Annotated in this window: 16 protein-coding genes; 9 read left to right on the plus strand and 7 right to left on the minus strand. The window is 56.6% G+C overall.

Annotated elements, in window-relative coordinates:
• The first annotated feature begins 131 nt into the window (after window positions 1-131).
• Window positions 132-1,349 (plus strand): class I SAM-dependent rRNA methyltransferase, encoded by a 1,218-nt coding sequence (locus JKK62_RS11920; protein WP_201428073.1) that lies wholly within the window; start codon window positions 132-134, stop codon window positions 1,347-1,349.
• A gap of 73 nt (window positions 1,350-1,422) precedes the next feature.
• Here the strand turns inward: JKK62_RS11920 and JKK62_RS11925 are convergent, their stop codons facing one another.
• The 6 genes from JKK62_RS11925 to JKK62_RS11950 form a co-directional block, all read right to left on the minus strand.
• Window positions 1,423-2,214, minus strand: a complete 792-nt coding sequence (locus tag JKK62_RS11925; protein ID WP_207752186.1) for a TPM domain-containing protein — start codon at window positions 2,212-2,214, stop codon at window positions 1,423-1,425.
• A 12-nt stretch (window positions 2,215-2,226) separates the two neighbouring features.
• Entirely contained in the window at window positions 2,227-3,309 is a 1,083-nt protein-coding gene (locus JKK62_RS11930) for a TFIIB-type zinc ribbon-containing protein (protein ID WP_201428075.1), read from the minus strand.
• 70 nt (window positions 3,310-3,379) lie between these two features.
• The gene (locus tag JKK62_RS11935; RefSeq protein ID WP_201428076.1) at window positions 3,380-4,711 is read right to left on the minus strand and encodes an SPFH domain-containing protein; all 1,332 of its coding nucleotides are present in this window, start codon (window positions 4,709-4,711) and stop codon (window positions 3,380-3,382) included.
• Between the two features lie 211 nt (window positions 4,712-4,922).
• Entirely contained in the window at window positions 4,923-6,095 is a 1,173-nt protein-coding gene (locus tag JKK62_RS11940) for an alpha/beta hydrolase (protein WP_201428077.1), read from the minus strand.
• Between the two features lie 3 nt (window positions 6,096-6,098).
• A complete protein-coding gene (locus tag JKK62_RS11945; RefSeq protein WP_201428078.1) occupies window positions 6,099-6,437 on the minus strand; it encodes a hypothetical protein in 339 nt (112 codons plus the stop codon).
• Window positions 6,438-6,450: 13 nt separating this feature from the next.
• Window positions 6,451-7,452, minus strand: coding sequence for an FAD:protein FMN transferase (locus JKK62_RS11950; protein ID WP_201428079.1), 1,002 nt, complete (start codon window positions 7,450-7,452; stop codon window positions 6,451-6,453).
• Window positions 7,453-7,554: 102 nt separating this feature from the next.
• On the opposite strand from JKK62_RS11950, the gene JKK62_RS11955 reads away from it, so the two are divergent.
• The 3 genes from JKK62_RS11955 to JKK62_RS11965 are packed head-to-tail and all read left to right on the plus strand — an operon-like array spanning window position 7,555 to window position 9,603.
• A complete protein-coding gene (locus tag JKK62_RS11955; RefSeq protein WP_201428080.1) occupies window positions 7,555-7,920 on the plus strand; it encodes a NusG domain II-containing protein in 366 nt (121 codons plus the stop codon).
• Between the two features lie 4 nt (window positions 7,921-7,924).
• Window positions 7,925-8,428 carry a Gx transporter family protein gene (locus tag JKK62_RS11960; RefSeq protein ID WP_201428081.1) on the plus strand — a complete coding sequence of 168 codons (504 nt, stop codon included), beginning with the start codon at window positions 7,925-7,927 and terminating at the stop codon, window positions 8,426-8,428.
• The gene (locus JKK62_RS11965) at window positions 8,425-9,603 is read left to right on the plus strand and encodes a serine hydrolase domain-containing protein (protein WP_201428082.1); all 1,179 of its coding nucleotides are present in this window, start codon (window positions 8,425-8,427) and stop codon (window positions 9,601-9,603) included. The genes JKK62_RS11960 and JKK62_RS11965 overlap by 4 nt, the downstream gene beginning before the upstream one ends.
• Before the next feature lie 110 nt (window positions 9,604-9,713).
• Here JKK62_RS11965 and JKK62_RS11970 read toward each other — a convergent pair whose 3' ends face one another.
• Window positions 9,714-10,472 carry a heparan-alpha-glucosaminide N-acetyltransferase gene (locus tag JKK62_RS11970; RefSeq protein ID WP_201428083.1) on the minus strand — a complete coding sequence of 253 codons (759 nt, stop codon included), beginning with the start codon at window positions 10,470-10,472 and terminating at the stop codon, window positions 9,714-9,716.
• Window positions 10,473-10,668: 196 nt separating this feature from the next.
• On the opposite strand from JKK62_RS11970, the gene JKK62_RS11975 reads away from it, so the two are divergent.
• The 5 genes from JKK62_RS11975 (at window position 10,669) to acpP (ending at window position 15,741) form a co-directional block, all read left to right on the plus strand.
• Window positions 10,669-12,300 carry a DAK2 domain-containing protein gene (locus tag JKK62_RS11975; protein WP_201428084.1) on the plus strand — a complete coding sequence of 544 codons (1,632 nt, stop codon included), beginning with the start codon at window positions 10,669-10,671 and terminating at the stop codon, window positions 12,298-12,300.
• Between the two features lie 146 nt (window positions 12,301-12,446).
• The gene (locus tag JKK62_RS11980; RefSeq protein ID WP_201428085.1) at window positions 12,447-13,322 is read left to right on the plus strand and encodes a DegV family protein; all 876 of its coding nucleotides are present in this window, start codon (window positions 12,447-12,449) and stop codon (window positions 13,320-13,322) included.
• A complete protein-coding gene (locus tag JKK62_RS11985) occupies window positions 13,319-14,443 on the plus strand; it encodes an N-acetyltransferase (RefSeq protein ID WP_201428086.1) in 1,125 nt (374 codons plus the stop codon). Before JKK62_RS11980 ends, JKK62_RS11985 begins: the two co-directional genes overlap by 4 nt.
• Window positions 14,440-15,441: a phosphate acyltransferase PlsX gene (plsX, locus tag JKK62_RS11990; protein WP_201428087.1), complete on the plus strand. Its 1,002-nt coding sequence runs from the start codon at window positions 14,440-14,442 to the stop codon at window positions 15,439-15,441. Before JKK62_RS11985 ends, plsX begins: the two co-directional genes overlap by 4 nt.
• A 75-nt stretch (window positions 15,442-15,516) precedes the next feature.
• Window positions 15,517-15,741, plus strand: a complete 225-nt coding sequence (gene acpP, locus JKK62_RS11995; RefSeq protein ID WP_201428088.1) for an acyl carrier protein — start codon at window positions 15,517-15,519, stop codon at window positions 15,739-15,741.
• Window positions 15,742-15,990 lie beyond the last annotated feature (249 nt).

The raw sequence follows: 15,990 nt of genomic DNA on the forward strand, positions 1-15,990 counted from the left end.
CCCCTACGGCACGATCACACGTCGGCTGTTTGCTGTATGCCGTTTCGTGAACAGGCGGTATTGCTATTGCACTTTTTCGATATCGTGTTATAATAAACCTATATTTATTCTGCATTTGAGAGGAGTTCAATATGGACAGAGGCTATCCGCGGGTGACCGTCAGCAAGAAGTGTGAGCGCTTTATCAGGGACGGTCATATCTGGGTCTATCACGACGAGATCAGGGAGATCAACGGCATATATGAGAACGGCGATATCGTGGACGTGATGACCGAGAAAGGGCGGTATCTCGGCTCGGGCTTCATCAACGATCACTCCAAGATCCGCGTGCGTATTCTGTCGAAGAACGCGAACGACCGCTTTGACCGCGCCTTTTGGCGTCGCAGGCTCGACTATGCCGTCGATTACCGCCTGACCGTGATGGGTGAGGATTTCTCCTCCTGTCGACTGGTGTTCGGCGAGGCGGACGGCTTCCCCGGGCTGACCGTGGATAAATTCGAGGATGTTCTGGTGACGCAGGTGCTGTCGCTGGGAATGGATCGGATCAAGGAACTGATCTTCTCGGAGCTGATTGGCTCTCTGCGCGAGCGCGGATATGAGATACGGGCGATCTACGAGCGGAACGACGTCAAGGTGCGCGAGCTCGAGGGGCTCAAGCAGTACAAGGGCTTTTATCATGCTGACGGGCTTTGCGATGACCTCGACGGCACGGTGGAGATCATAGAGAACGGCATAAAATACACCGTCGACTACGTCGAAGGACAGAAAACGGGCTTCTTTCTCGACCAGAAGTACAACCGACGCGCCGTAGCGAAGATCGCCGCGGGCAAGCGGGTGCTGGACTGCTTCACCCATACGGGCGCTTTCGCGCTGAATGCCGCGACGACTGCGGAGCACGTCACCGCCGTGGATATCTCCCAGACCGCTATTGATATGGCAAAGCATAATGCCGCGCTGAACGGCTTGACGAATATCGACTTTGTAACGGCGAACGTGTTCGAGCTCTTGACCGAAGCGGACAGGGAGCACAAGCACGACTGGGACATGATCATCCTCGACCCTCCCGCCTTCACCAAAAGTCGCTCCACTGCACATTCTGCGGAGCGCGGATACAAGGAGATCAACCTCAAGGCGATGAAGCTGCTGCCGCGCGGCGGCTATCTCGCAACCTGTAGCTGCTCTCACTTCATGCCCGACGACCGGTTCAGGAGGATGCTGTACTCAGCCGCAGCAGACGCGAACGTCAGCCTGCGACAGATCGAGTGTCGCCAACAAGCGGCGGATCACCCCATCCTCTGGGGCGTAGAGGAAACGGATTATCTGAAATTCTATATCTTCCAGGTGGTATGAACTGAATCCTATAAGCAATAAACCGGACAGCGGGTGCTGTCCGGTTTTGTTATCGTTCTTGATCAAAGGATCATCAGAAATTGGAGCCTCCGCCGCTGTAGGATCCGCCGCCGGAGCTTGAGTGGGAGCTGCTGCTCTCCTTGGGTCGGGCGGATTTGGTCACGGTGCTGTAGAGGTAAGTATCGCGTGAGGCGGTCACGTTCATACTGCCCGTGCGGGTGTAGTTTGCCGCGCCGTGCTGCATGCTGACGGTTTTGAGCTGACTTTTCAGGATCAGCATGATGATAGCGGAGATGACAATGCCGATACCGAAGGCAAGGAGCAGCTTGGTGAACGAAACATGAGGGGGAACCGCTTTCTTTAAGCCGCTCGCGATCGAGCTGAAAAAGTCATAATAACCGTTAGAATCGGGATTGTGGTTCTCGATCGCGTCGTTGCGGATATCGAGGCTTTCATCGTCCGTAAGGCGTTTTTCACATTTGCCGGTGCCGAAAACGCCAACATAGCGTTTTCCGTTCTCATCCGACAGGGTGACCAGTACCAGCAGACCGTCCTTGTTTACGCCGTAAACAGTTTCATAATACCTTTGGATATAGTCGCTCGCCGTGCCGTTAAATGAGAATTTCGCATTACTCAGATCATTGACAAAGGCAAACAGAACGTTGCATTTACATGCAGCGCTGAGATCGCTCAACTCTCCGAGCAGCTTGTCGCGTTCGGCGGGGGTCAGCTTCTCGGCGGCGTCGTCCAGCATGTAGCCGTAGTCGCCCTCCTGAGAGGAAACGACGGCGGCTCCGGCAGGAAGTACAGTGATCGTCAGGAGCATCGCAACCGCGAACAGGATCGCTAAGATTCGTTTCATCATCCCTGCACCTCCTTACAACAGCTGCGCCAGCCACATGCCGGCGTAGATGATCGCACCCGAGACGGCGGTGATCAGCGCGGCGACCTTCCAGAATTTGCCCTTATCGGTAGGAAGGTTGCCGACAAACTTGCCGGTCTGGCCGTTCATGGCAAAGATGAATTTTTCATCCTTGTAGGTAGTGTTGAGCAGCCACACGGGATAGAATGCGTACTTGGTCTTGCCGTTGTGCAGTCGAACGGAGGTGTACTCGGGGGTGACGGTGGCATAACCGTTCACGGTATCGCGGAAGGCGTCGACGGTGGATTCCTTGACGCGCTCGTTGGCGCGTGTAACGGACTGTTCGGCGTCAACGTCGTATTTATCGGCGAAGTAGCCGGACAGGTATGCGGTCTGAAAATCTACTGCGTCACGGAAGTCGTAGGGCTCCACGCTCTCCATCAGGTCGTTGGGCATCCGAGTCGAGCCGTCTACGGGGACATGGTCGAAGCCGATACTGCCGGCACGGTAGATGGAGAAGTAGGAGGTCTCAGTGTAATTATAGTCGGAATCAGACCACATGCGGGTTCGGGTCGCGCGGTAGCGCAGATCGGCGTCCGCGTCGGCGTCGAAGAGCCAGAACGGGACGTAGATGCCCTTGATCTCGTCGATGTGGTTCTCATCCTTGAATACCTTGGGCAGCAGGAACTTGCCCTGTAGGTGCTTTCTGTACTCCTCCTTCGCCTTCTCCTTATCGAGCTTGAAGGGGATGACGTAATCGGGCTTCAAGTCGCCCTTGAACTGTTCCATCACGATCGCGTGGTTACCGCAGAAGGGACACTCGGTCGCCGCGGTGTTCACGTCGCCGACGATCTCGCCGCCGCAGCTCTTGCAGATATAGGAGCGCAGTCCGGTCTCCTCGTCCTCAGTCCACTTGGTACCCGCGTCGGTATTCCAGTCGAGGTTATCGGTACCGGCGTTCTTGAGGTCTTCGTCATAGCCTTTGACCGCTTCAACGTCAAACTCCGTATCGCAGAAGGGACATTTCAGCTTTTGGATCGTGCTGTCGAATGCTAACGCCCCGCTGCAGCACGGACATTTATATTCATGTACTGCCATGCTTCCTCCTTATGGAAATGATTGAAAGAAAGGCTATAGATCGCCTATAGCCTTTCTGCGTATTGTTCAATTATACCTTATCGTTATCGTCGAAGATGTCGCCGCACTCGGGGCAGAACTTCGGCGGATGATGCGGATCCTCGGGCTCCCAGCCGCAGTTGCTGCACTTGTACGCAGCGGCAGCCTCGGGTCTCTTCTGACCGCAGTTAGGGCAGAACTTACCCTTGTTTACTGCGCCGCAGGAACAGGTCCAGGTATCATCCTCAGGCTTCTTAGTACCGCACTCGGGGCAGAACTTACCGGTCGCCTGTTTGCCGCAGGAGGGACAGGTCCAGCCGACCTGAGCGGGAGCCGCCTTAGGAGCGGGCGCCGCAGGCTGTTGAGCCGCCTGCTGCTGACCGATCTGGAAGAGGTTGGCGGCCTGACCGGCGCCTACACCCTGAGCCATGCCCATGCCCATGAAAGCGTTCATCGCGCCGTTCTGGTTGTTTGCGGCGTCCTGCATCGCCTGAGCCTGAGCGCCGACAAGGTGAGCCGCAGCCATGTTGGGATCGCGGAAGGCAGCGTTGCGCTGAACCTCCTTGAGCATCTTCTGATCCTCTTCGGGGAGGTCGACGTTCTGGAACGCGACGGATACGAGCTTCAAGCCGCGCAGCTGTCCCCACTTCTCGTCGAGGACCTGGTTCGCGGCGTCGAGGATCTCCTCCTCATGATCGGGGATCTCGTAGGGGCGGATCTCCATGTGGGAGACCTTGCCGAACAGCGGGCGCAGAGAGTTGATGAACTCGGTCTTGAGCTGCTTGTCGATCTCGGAGCGCATATAGTCGCCGCCCGCGAAGTTACCGCAAACGTTGGTGTAGAACAGGATCGCGTTCTCGATTCTATAGCTGTAGTAGCCGTTGCAGCGGATGCTGACGTCGAGGTCGATGCCGATACGGCTGTCGACGACACGGAACGGTACGGGGTTCGCGGTGCCGAAGGGATTCTCCATCAGCTCCTTGGTGTTGAAATAGTAAACGCGCTGATCCTTGGGCGGTTCGCCGCCGTAGGTGAAGCGCTTGCCGATCTCTTTGAAGGTGCGCTTGATGCTGTCGCCGAAGGAGCCCGCGAAGATGGAGGGCTCGGTCTGCGAATCATAGGTATATTCGCCGGGAACGGCGCAGTACTCGGCGACCTTACCCTGATCGACGATGATCGCGCACTGACCCTCGGCTACGACCAGACCCGAACCGTTGGTGATGACGTTGTCAGAACCCTTGGTGTTCGAGGAACGGCCGGAGGTCTTCTTCTGACCCTTGCGCGCGAGGACGTCCTTGGGCATCGCGTCGCATACGAAGTATTCTTTCCACTGGTCTGCGAGTACTCCGCCGAGGGAGCCCAGACCTGCTTTGATAAGACCCATAATCTTTTCCTCCTATAGTGAAAATATGGTGTTGTCAGCCGCCAAGGGTAGGGCGCGCGGCGGCTATGTACTTTCATACATAATAATTATACAATAATATACAGACGAAATGCAAGTGATAAAATGTAGAATTATATGTTCAATATTTGTCAGAACCCACAAAAGGAAACCGGACAGCCGCGGGGGTCGTCCGGTTCCTTGTTCTGTCAGATCACTTTTCGTCGATCGTTGCATTTTGTTTTGGGAAGGCGTACTTGAGGTAGTCGGGGAAGACGGCGCGCCAGTACATCTCGTTATGCACGCCGTCGTCGTACAGCTTGATCGTCACCTTGTCGGCGGGATAGCCGATCTTTTTGAGGTTCTCGGGCATCGTGACGGCGCCGGTATAGAGCATCTGCTCGAGGTTATCGGACTTCGCGTTACCGCAGTAAAGGTAGATGAAGGGAGCGTTCTTTGAGAAATCTTTTTTGCTCAGGTACTCGACCCATGTTTGGTCGCTGTACAGGATGAACGCGGGGGAGAGCGCGCCTACCGAGGAGAAGAGGTCGGGATGCTCCATCGCAATGTAGAAGCACTCGATACCGCCCGAGGAGGAGCCGCAGATGTGGGTGTGCTCGCGGTCGGTATAGACGTTGTAGTTCTCGTTGATATAGGGCATGACGGTGTTGACGACGAAGTCGCTGAAATATTCGCCGTGACCTTCCTTGTAGCTGCTGTTGTCGACGTTTCCGGACTGTACCTCGCCGAGATCGGGGGTCAGCTCGTTGTCGCGCCAGCCGTCGGCGTTCTCGATACCGACGATGATGCAGGGGTTGCCGTTCGAGACATTCATCGCCCGAACGCTCTCGGCAACGCCCCACGAGCCGTAGGAGGTCGCCTGACGCTTGAAGAGGTTCTGGCCGTCGGTCATGTAGATGACGGAATATTTCTCGGAGCCGTTCGGATCGTAAGTGTCGGGCGTCCAGATCAGGATATCCTTCTTGCGGTTCTCGTAATCGAAGCTGACGCGCTTGTACTCCGGCTCGGGATAGCCGGTGTCGTAGGGGTAGAAGTGGTTCGAGCCCAGCACCCAGCCCTCGACGTAGTCGTTGAAGCTCAGCTCCTCGGTGGTCTTGTCGCCGACGGTGAAGATGACGCGGTCGAATTTTGCGGTATTCGCCTTGGCGGCGAACTGCGTGCCCTTCTCGGTGGTTTCCTGTTTTGTCATCTTGACCTCGAGCTTCTCGTCGCTGTCGGTGGAGAAGAAGGTCGCGGTAATGCTGTCGCCGTTGTTCTCATCGATCGCATAGATGATGTGACCGTCAGACGCGGACTGACCGCCGCAGGCGGAAAGACTCAGCACGGCGATCATGGCGCAGATAAGGATACACAGTACTTTCTTCATGATTCATTCTCCTTTGTCGTTTGTATCGACATTCCCGCGAGCCTGTGACAGCGGGATATTGACGTCGTTGGTCTTGACCGAATAGGGGTTGATGTTCTTGACGGGCGGATAAGGCGGGGCGGAATTCGCCCAGCGGATCACCCCGCGCAGCACGAGCTGCCAGATAATCATATACAGCAGAAAGCCGCCGAAGTAGACCAGACAGTACCACCACTTGATGTACTGCGGGATGATGAAGTGTAGGATCAGCAGGATCCAGCCCGGGGTCGTCAGGCGAAAGTTGAGCATGATGTTGAACAGCAGCACGACTAAGAACGAGCCGCCGCGTGAAGTTTTACGCATAATTACTCCTTGGTTAGTTGATGGTTTCGATACGGAGATCGTAGCCCTGAGCGAGGGTGAAGCGGTCGGTGATCCCCTCCGTAAGGGAGATCGTGCCGTCGTCGGTGAGGATCACGAAGTCGAAACTCGGGTGAGTGTGATAATATTCGATCGCCCTGTCGCGTCCCATGACGAACAGCGCGGTCGACAGCGCGTCAGCCGCCGTACCGTCGTCGGTGAGGATCGTGACCGACTGTATGCCGTTCTCGACGGGAGCGGCGGTCTTAGGGTCGAGGATATGGATGTAGCGCCTGCCGTCGCGCTCGAAGTAGCGCTCATACCCGCCCGAGGTCGCGACAGTGCCGCCGTCGAGCGACAGATAGCCGAAGTACGCCGCAGGGTTCCCGGGATCGGCAACGCCTACCTTGAAGGGGCTGCCGTCGGGCTTTCTGCCATATAAGCGGATGGTGCCGCCGAGGTTGAGCACCGCCGCCTGCGCCTTGCTTTCTTCCAATAATTTGCCGCAGCAGTCGGCGGCGTAACCCTTTGCGACCGCGCCGAGATCGACACGGGTATTGTCGGAGAGCTTCACGGAATCACCGTCGAGGGTGACTTGACGATAGTCGATCATTTCGGACAGCTTCTTCAGCTCGTCATCATCGGGGATACGGTAGTCGCCGGATGTAAAGCCCCATGCTTGTACAGCGGGACAGACCGTAAGGTCAAAGCTCCCGCGCAGCGCCTCGCTGAGTTGTAAGGAGCGCTTCAGCAGAGCGGCGGTATCGGGGCTGACGGAGGCGCTTTTCTCCCGGTTCAGTCGGTAGAGCTCGCTGCTCTCGTCCGTCATGTCGAGCAGGCTGTCGAGCTCGTCGATACGGCTTCGGAGCTGATCGCCGACCTTATCGTCGCCGTAGACCGTGAGGGTCATGAGCGTATCCATCGCCTCGAAGGAGGTCACGGCGGGCTTTGCAGTCGCACAGGCGCTCAGAGCGAGTAAAATTATGGCGCAGATCGCGCCGCATAACAATCGTTTCATAACAGAAGATTATCACAGATCAGGCGTGAAGTCAATCTGTGTTTGCAATTTGTGCCTTGATGTGTTACTATGGCGGTGTAATACTAATGATACGGAGTTTATATGAAACATAAGCCAATTCTGATCACGATTTGCGTGATCTTTATCATCGGGATCATCGGGTCGGTATGGGTGCTCAATGCGCCGAAGAAGAGCTTCGTCCGCGTCGTGTCCGACGGCAAAACCGTCTATACCGCCGATCTCGGCGTGACCGCCGATACGTCCTTTGACGTCGAATATCAGGGTCACGTCAATACCGTCGAGATCAGGGATCATCAGATCCGCGTCAAGAGCGCCGACTGTCCCGATCAGACCTGCGTAAAGATGGGATATCTGCACAGCGCGGCGATGCCGGTCGTCTGTCTGCCGCATAAGCTCGTCATCGAATTTACCGAAACTGCCGACGGCGTGGACGCCGTGACGAGGTGACGCCATGAAAGAGAACGTCAAACGGCTCGCTCAGCTCGGCGTGCTGACCGCTGTCGCGCTGATCATCTTCGTCGTGGAGTTACAGATCCCGAATCCCTTCCCGATCCCGGGCATCAAGCTCGGGCTCGCGAATATCATCACCGTTTACGCGGTGTATCACTACCGAGTGTATGAGGTCGCGATGCTGGTGACCGTGAGGCTGGTGCTCGGCGCCGTGTTCGGCGGGAACATCTCCGCACTGCTCTACAGCGCGGCGGGCGCGTATCTCTGCTTGATCGGGATGCTGCTGCTCAAGCGCGTCATCGACGAAAAGCACCTCTGGATGGCGTCGGTGCTCGGCGCGGTACTCCACAACACGGGACAGCTGCTGATGGCGCTGGTGCTTCTGCGTACGCCGCAGTTATGGTTATACTATCCGTTTCTGCTCCTGTCGGGGTGTCTTGCGGGAGCCTTCACCGGGCTGTGCGCTCAACTCGTGACCGTGCGGCTGAAAGGATGGAAACGATGAAAATACGGTCGATTCTCTCAATCATATTGGCATCTTTGCTGTTCGTCCTGACCGCTTGTGCAGGCAGTAACGATACTCATCCGACAGAGGTGACGGAGGCGGTTTCTCCGACGGAGAAAGGAGCCGGCTCGGACACAGAGCTCGGCGAGGCTTTTACCCGGATCGTCAGGAGCGACGGGATGCAGGGCGCTGTCTTAGCGGTTTACGGCGGGGAGGAGGTCTACGCCGAGGGCTTCGGCGAAGCGCTTGATGGCGTGCCGAATACGGTCGATACCCTCTACGGCGTCGCTTCGATCACCAAGCAATTCACCGCCGCCTGTATTTTGCAGTTGTATGAAAATAAAAAGCTCGATCTTGACGACAAGCTCAACCGTTTCTTCCCCGATTACGTTCACTCAGAGAAGATCACCCTGCGTCAGCTGTTGAGCCAGCGCTCGGGAATCCCCGATTATTCGGTCGAGACGCGTGAGGAGAAGATCGTCGCTTTCTGCGACGGGGATGAAACGCTCTCCGAGGCGGTCACACTCAGCACCGACAATACCGCCGCTGAGAATATCGCGCTGATCCGCGATATGGTGTTCTCGTCCGATCTGGGCTTTACCCCGGGCGAGCGCTTCGAATACTCCGATTCCAACTACGGACTGCTCGCCGCGATCATTGAGAAGGTCTCGGGTATGTCATATCATGATTATGTGCGGGAGCATATTTTTAAGCCGCTTCATATCGCGCACGCTTCGTTCATCGATGATTCCGCCGACGTGAAGGACGCGGTGATCGCTCAGACAGACCGCGTCGCGTTCTCCGAGGACTATTACGCCGTCAAGGGCGCCGAGTACGGCTGCGGCGACCTCTTGATCTCACCCCGCGAGCTGTATCTGTGGTACCGCGGACTGTTCGGCGAAAAGATCATCGGCGAGGCTTCTCTTAAAATGATGACGACGAATTACAGCACGGAGGAGGGGATCGGCTACGGCTTCGGGCTGATGCTCGCGACTGTCGGCGGGAGCGAGGTCATGTACCATACGGGCTGGATCCCCTCATGCAGCAGCGCCGTATTCTATATCCCCGATAAGGATTACTGCCAGATCGTGAGCGGCAACCGCTCTGTCGGCAATCCCCATCAGGTCGCGATCGACCTGCTGGATCAGGCAATCGAACGATTATCACTTTCATAAACAAAGGTCATCCCGAGACGGCGTGTCAAGGGATGGCCTTTTATGTTGTATCGTTATTGCGAACATCCTATCAATAGGATTAAATAGGATTAATTAGAACGGTGTTGCCTTTATTTTGCGGCAATCGTAAACCAGAGCCAACAGAGTCCGTACAGGATCGGCTGGTGTGCCAGGTAGATGATCAGGCTGTGCCTGCCGATGAAGTCGAGCACGGGGACGCGGCGGATGAAGGCGGCTTGCCACCCCTTCTTCTCGATCAACCGCCATGCTTCAAAGCCGCTCAGGTACAGGAAGCTCCACGGCAGAATCGGGAAGTAGTCGGAGGAGTAGAACCGCTCGTCGGGGAAGCCGAGGAACGCGAGAGAGCGGTATCGGTACAGCGCGTCGGGCAGACTGATCAAGGGGTGGGAAAAAATCCCGATATAACGGTGCGGTATGCCGTAGCAGAGCATGAACAGGATGAAGAAGATCGCCATGCCGAGCAGCGGCGGGATGCGGCTGAGTTCCCTGCGTATCGCGAAGGTGATGATCATGGAGATACCCAGCAGGTTCAGCACGCCGAACCATATCTGCTGTTCGGGGATGACGAGGACGGTGACGATCGTGATGAGAAAGCCGCACATACTGACGATGACGCCTCGTCGGTAGCCGTGGCGCGAGAAGTTGACCGCCATGCCCGAGATCAGGATGAAGGTGCCGCAGATCAGGCGCTCCCATACGATCGCGGCGGGATGCCGGTAGAAGTCCGCCCATACGCCGAACACACAGAAGATGTTGTAGCACAGGTGATAGACGATCATGTTGACGATCGCGGCGGCGCGGATGGCGTCGAGCAGGCTGTAGCGGGTCGGTGTTCTCTCGTTCGTCATAGGTTCCTCCGTCTTTTTGATAAAACCATCTTACAGGAAATGAAAGGATTTTGCAATCTGTTTTTGCAGATTAGGCGGGCAGTCTTGTGCGTTTTCTTCACAATTGATCTGTGTGTTCTGTGATGACTTTTGTCGAATATTGTGATATAATTGTAAAAGCGTGTGCTTAAACCCATTTCCTATGAAAGGAATAATTATGATTACTAGCATTGACGGAAGATTATATCTGAACATGCTCCGCGCGGGCGCACAGCGGCTGGACGCCAACCGGACGGCGGTGAACGACCTCAACGTTTTTCCGATACCGGACGGCGATACGGGCGATAATATGTTCATGACCGTGAACGCGGGCGCTGCCAAGGCGACTGAGAGCGAGCTGCTCGGCGATGTTGCGACCGACGCGGCGCGCCGGATGCTCCTCGGCGCGCGTGGCAACTCCGGCGTGATCCTCTCGCGTATCTTCGCGGGGATCGCGAAGGGGGTGGAGGATGCCGCGGCGCTGGATACCGTGGGCTTTATCCGAGCGATGGAGCTGGGCGTCGACGAGGCTTACGGCGCGGTCTCGACCCCCGTAGAGGGCACGATCCTCACCGTCTACCGTGAGGGCGTGGAAAAGACCGCACAGGCGAAGCCCGAGAGCTTTGAGGAGCTGTTCGATACCCTGCTGCCCGAGCTGACCGATTCGCTGGAGCATACCCCTGACAAGCTCGACGTTCTGCGTGACGCGGGCGTGGTCGATTCCGGCGGGGCGGGGCTCGTCTATATCGCTCAGGGCATGGGCGAGGCGCTCTCGGGCGGAGCGTATGAGGCGCTGTCGTCCTCCGCGACCCCTCAGAACGTTGATCTCGACGCCTTCACCGAGGACAGTGTGCTCCGGTTCGGCTACTGTACCGAGTTTTTGCTCCGTTTACAGCGCAGCAAGGTCGATATCGACCGCTTCGATACCGACGCTTTTACGGATTGGCTGAACAGCGTGGGCGATTCGGTGGTCTGCTTCAAGGAGGGCAGTATCGTCAAGGTGCATGTCCATACCAAGACCCCCGGCGATATCCTCAATCACTGTCAGCAGTACGGCGAGTTTTTAACCACCAAGATCGAGAACATGACCCTCCAGCACAACGGCAGTCACTCCATGCAGGAGCTGAAGCTTCGCAACAGGGAGCATCAGAAGCCTTTCGGTATCGTGACGGTAGCGTCGGGCGACGGACTAAGGGATCTGTTTACCTCCCTGGGCGTCGACGTGGTTGTCGACGGAGGTCAGAGCATGAATCCCTCCGCCGAGGAGCTGGTCAAAGCGTTCGATACCTGTAACGCCGAGACGGTCTATGTCTTCCCGAACAACAGCAATATCATCCTCACCGCCGAGCAGGCGGCACAGCTGTATCAGGGCTCCGATATCCGCGTCGTCCGTACAAAGAATATCGGCGAGGGCTACGCCGCGATCTCGATGTTTGATCCCGAGGCGGGCGATCCCGAGACGATCGTCGAAGGGCTGAACGAGGTCGCACGGGGCGTTGTCACCGGCATGGTGTCCCGCGCGTCCCGCGACGTCAGCGGCGAGGTCGAGGTCGTCAAGGATGATTACATCGGTTTCGTCGGCAATAAGATCTATGTCGATGAAAAAACGCCCGAAGCGGCGCTGACCGCGCTGTGCGAAAGCCTTAACGCGGGCAGCTATGATATCCTACTGATCCTGGCGGGCGGCGATACCGACGCCGCACATGCCTCTGATATGGCGGAAAGGCTCACCGCGAGCTACCGCCGCAGCGAGGTCATCATGCTCGACGGCGGCCAGCCGATCTATGATTACATTCTGATTTTGGAATGATCTGCTTCGGCACAAATACGAAGAAAAATGATAACGGATATGATCTGCATTGCGGGAGGGGAATCCGCCCACCTTGTTCGGTTGAGATTGCCACGTCATGACCTGCGGTCATTCCTCGCAATGACATCTTATATAAGGAGAAAGCCATGTTAATTCTGTTTACCGATACCGATACCGACATCACCCCCGCGCAGGCGAAGGAGTACGGCTACCACCTCATCAGCATGCCGTATTCGATCGACGGCGAGACCACCTACCCTTATGAGGACTTTGAGGAATTCGACGCGCACGCGTTCTATGATAAGCTCCGCGGCGGGGTATTACCGAACACCTCCGCGATCTCGACGCAGCGCTACAAGGATTACTTCGAGCCGCATTTCAAAAACGGCGACGATATCCTTTACGTCCACTTCTCCCGCAACATGACCGCCACCTTCGATAACATGGATATCGCGGTCAAGGAGCTTCTGGAGCAGTATCCCGACTGTCATTTCTATGAGATCGACACCATGGGCATCACCCTCTGCTCGCTGCAGACCGTGCTGGAGATCGGCGACCTCTACAAGGCGGGTAAGACCGCCGAGGAGCTGCTCGCTTACGCTGACAGAGAGGTGAAGAAGGTCGCGTGCTACTTCTTCGCGGATGATCTGCGATTCTTCCGCCACAGCGGCAGGGTCTCGGGTATCGCGGGTACAATGGGCACGCTCTTGGGTATCCGCCCCATCATCTATATGAACGACGAGGGCAAGATGGTCTCCGTCGGTAAGGAGAAGGGCAGAGTCAAGGCGATGGAGCGCCTGCTCAGCTATGTGGACGCGCTCGGCGAGGACGTCAAGGATCACCGCGTACTGATCGGCAACACCGACAGCCGCGATATCGCCGAGGAGATCGAGCGTATGCTCAAGGAGCGCTACGGCAGAGACCTGCGTACCATGATCGTCGACGTCAACCCCACCGCGGGTTCTCACTGCGGTCCCAACACCGTGGGTATCTGCTTCCACGGCAAGAGAAGATCATTATGATTACCATACAAGAAGTCAAAACAAAGAAGCAGCAGCGACAGTTCGTGGACTTCCCGCTGGAGCTGTATAAGGATAACCCGTACTTTGTCCCGCCGCTGTACGGCGACGAGATGGGGATGTTCAAGGCGGGCTTCATCTACAACGAGACCTGCGACGTGATCAATTACCTTGCCTACGACGGCGAGAAGGTCGTCGGGCGGATCCAGGGCATCATCCAGCGCGCCTCCAACGAAAAGAATCACGAGAAGCGCGTGCGATTCAACCGCTTTGATGCGATCGACAGCCGCGAGGTCGCTTCGGCGCTGTTCGGCGCCGTTGAGAAGTGGGCGGTCAAAAAGGGCATGGATACCGCCTGCGGCCCGCTGGGCTTCTCCGATCTCGAGCGCGAGGGGCTGTTGGTGGAAGGTTTCGACCAGCTCTCCACCTTCGAGGAACAGTACAACGCCGCCTACTACGGCACACTGATCGAGAGCCTCGGCTATGAGAAGGAGGTCGACTGGCTCGAATCCAAGATCTATCTGCCCGATAACGACGACGGCAGTATGAAGAAGATGGCGGATTTCGTCATGAAGCGCTATAACCTGCATCTGGGTGAAGCGAAGAACATCGACGATTTTATCAGAAAATACGGCGACGATTTCTTCGGTCTGATCGATAAGGGCTACGAGCACCTTTACGGCACCGTGCCGTTCACCCGGGCGATGAAGGACGAGATCATCAAGTCGTTCAAGCTGATCGTTGACCTGAAGCACGTCGCGATCATCTTAGATGAAAATAACCGCGCGGTATGCATCGGTATCTGCTTTCCCTCGATCGCGAGGGCGGTGCAGAAGTCGCGGGGCAAGCTGACTCCCGCCGCTCTGGTACGCCTGCTCAGGGCGATCAGGCACCCGAAGGTCATCGACCTCGGGCTGATCGCGGTGGAGCCGAGCTACCTCAACCGCGGTATCTCGGCGGTGATATGCAGCGCCGTGATGGATATGCTCAGGGACGGCGGCATCGAGTATGCCGAGACCAACCTGAATCTCGAGACCAACAGCGCGATCCTGAATCAGTGGAAGCGCTTCAAAGAGGTGCGCCATAAGCGCCGCCGCGCGTATGTAAAGAGGCTTGTGGAATGAAGATCATCGTAGACTGTTTCGGCGGGGACAAAAGCCCCTCGGCGAACGTAGAGGGCGCTGTCCTCGCCTTAAAAGAGCACAGCGACCTGAGCCTGATCCTGACAGGCGATGAAAATGTGATAAAAACGGAGCTTGACCGTCTCGGCTACACGGGCGATCGTATCGAGATCGTCCATGCGCCGGAGGTGATCACCGGTGAGGATAAGCCTACCGACGCCATCCGCCTCAAGCGGGAGAGCTCCATGATCAAGGCGATCGCCATGCTCCGCAAGGAGCCGGATATCGCGGGTATGGTGTCTACCGGCGCGACCGGCGCGCTGATCGCCGCCGCGACCCTGAGGATCGGACGGATCAGAGGGATCAGACGCCCGGCGTTCTGTCCGCTCCTGCCGACGATGGACGGCGGGATCGTAGGTATCTGCGATTCGGGCGCGAACGTGGATATCACCCCCGAGATGCTGGTGCATCAGGCGATCCTCGGCACGGCATATCTCAGGAACGTTTATAACGTTAAGGATCCCCGCGTCGCCCTGCTGAATATCGGCGTTGAGAGCGAGAAGGGCGACGACCTGCGCAAGACTGCTTACCCTATGCTCGAAGCGTGCGGGGCGATCAACTTTGTCGGCAACATGGAGAGCCGCGACCTGCTGTCGGGCAAGTATGATTTGGTTGTCTGTGACGGCTTCTCGGGCAACGTGCTGGTCAAATCGACCGAGGGTACGGCGCTCGAGCTGCTCAAAAAGCTGAAAAAGGATATCTACTCCAAGACGATCTATAAGCTCGGCGCGCTGCTGATGAAGAAGATGTTCATGGAGGAGAAGGAGTTCATGAATTACCACAACTACGGCGGCTCCGTGCTGCTTGGCTGTGAGAAAACCGTCGTCAAGGGGCATGGCAGCTCCGACGCGAGGGCGGTGAAGATCTGCATCGACCAGGCGTACCGGATGTCCGCGGGCGCGATGAACGCCGAGATCGAAGCGGCTTTACAGCAATTGTAATATGTTATTGCGAGGAGCGAACACACGTGTTCAGCGACGCGGCAATCTCAACCGATAAAACAGAGGAGAGTTATCATGTTTGAAGAACTGGCAAAGATACTGGACGAACAGCTCCATTTGAACGGGATGGAGATCACCCCCGAGAGCCGTATCAAGGAGGATCTCGGCGCAGACAGCCTCGATGTGTTACAGATGCTCATGACCATCGAGGAGGAGAAGGGTATCGTCATCCCCGATGAGGAGCTGGCGACCTTTGAGAAGGTCGGCGATATCGTCGCCTATCTCGAGAAGAATCAGTAATTGAAGATCATTACATAATCAGCGCCCGGAGTAGCTGCTCCGGGCGCTCAGATTGTAGAAAAACCTAAAAAGCCTTCCTTTGGGAAAGGAAGGTGCCTCCGCAAGGAGGCGGATGAATTGTATTGATTGTTTGAGCGAAGCGAGTCACATTCATTCACGTTGGTGTTCAGAACCGAGGTAATATGAGGGTTTCTCCCTTCGGTCGATCAATTCATGCAATTCCTCAGTCCCCTTTCGGGGACAGCTCCC

This window comes from Ruminococcus difficilis, from assembly GCF_016680995.1.